1 protein-coding gene is annotated in these 1358 nt (G+C 54.6%); it reads right to left on the minus strand.

The features are described from left to right. Nucleotides 1–36 precede the first annotated feature (36 nt). Entirely contained in the window at nt 37–1293 is a 1257-nt protein-coding gene (locus tag KGA96_RS29580) for an IS256 family transposase (protein ID WP_223467072.1), read from the minus strand. Nucleotides 1294–1358 lie beyond the last annotated feature (65 nt).

The raw sequence follows: 1358 nt of genomic DNA on the forward strand, positions 1-1358 counted from the left end.
GAGGGTGTCCTAGATTTTGTGTAAACGGGATTTTTATTAAACCGTTAACAGACGATCTTCGAACTGGATACTGAAGCGATTCAAGGCCGCTTTCCAGTCCCGGATCGGCATCGTCCACTTCTTGCTGATGTTGTTTAGGGCCAGATAAAACAGTTTCATCACCGCGTCATCGGTCGGAAATGAGGCGCGCGTTTTGATCACTTTGCGCAGGCTCATGTTGATCGATTCGATGGCGTTGGTGGTGTAAATCACCTTGCGAATCTCGGCTGGATAATCAAAAAACGGGATCACTCGAGCCCAGTTTCGCCGCCATGACAGGCTGATCGACTGGTACTCAGCGTCCCATTTGGCTTCAAATTCGCAGAGTCGTTGTTCTGCCAATTCGGCGGTGGTCGAGGTGTAAATCAACTTGAGGTCAGCCGCCACTTCCCGCTGTTTTTTCCACGACACGAAATTCAGGCTGTTGCGCACCATGTGCACGATACACAGCTGAACAACGGCTTTCGGGTAGACCGTTTCAATGGCCTCAGGGAAGCCCTTGAGGCCGTCCACGCAGGCGATGAAGATGTCCTGCACGCCACGATTCTTGAGTTCGGTCACCACCTGCAGCCAGAATTTGGCGCCTTCGGTTTGGGCGATCCACAGACCCAGCACTTCCTTGTGACCGGCCATGTTAACGCCGATAGCCAGATAAACCGCCTTGTTGCGCACGGCACCAGCGTCACGCACTTTGACGTGAATGCAGTCCAGATAGAGGATCGGGTACAGCACGTCCAGCGGTCTGGCTTGCCACAGCTTGACCTCGTCACTCACCGCGTCGGTAATGGCCGAGATCAGGCTGGGAGAGACCTCTGTGCCGTACATTTCCTGCAAGTGCGCCTGGATTTCTCTGACACTCAAACCGCGCGCGTAGAGAGAAATGACCTTGTCATCGAAGCCTGTCCAGCGGGTTTGATGCTTGGCGACCAACTGCGGCTCGAAGGAGGCCTGACGGTCGCGAGGGATGTCGAGCGGCAGTTCGCCGAAGTCGCCCTTCAGGGTTTTACCGCTGTGACCGTTGCGCGCATTGGCGGCAGCGTTGGTGATCGCTGCGCTTTTGTCATGCCCCAGGTGTTCGGTCATTTCGGCTTCAAGGGCCCGCTCGACCAGCATCTTGGTGAGCTGTTTGAGCAGGCCGTTTTCACCGATGAGGTCTTCGGGCTTTTTGTAATTGCTCAGCAGGCTGTCGGCCAATTTAACCAGTTCAGGATCAGGTTTGACTCGTTTGGCGCGCTTGGATTTTGGCTCGGTCATTGGATTTCCTTGGGGTAGGCAGTCTCCTGCCAAATGACCGGTTACACAAAACTAATTACACCCTC

It is taken from the genome of Pseudomonas sp. GL-R-26 (genome assembly GCF_019947365.1).
In the GTDB taxonomy this organism is placed as follows: domain Bacteria; phylum Pseudomonadota; class Gammaproteobacteria; order Pseudomonadales; family Pseudomonadaceae; genus Aquipseudomonas.

What these genes read in the sequence shown, in the direction of transcription:
- KGA96_RS29580 (WP_223467072.1), bottom strand. Translation starts at nt 1,293, where the DNA reads ATGACCGAGCCAAAATCCAAGCGCGCCAAACGAGTCAAACCTGATCCT.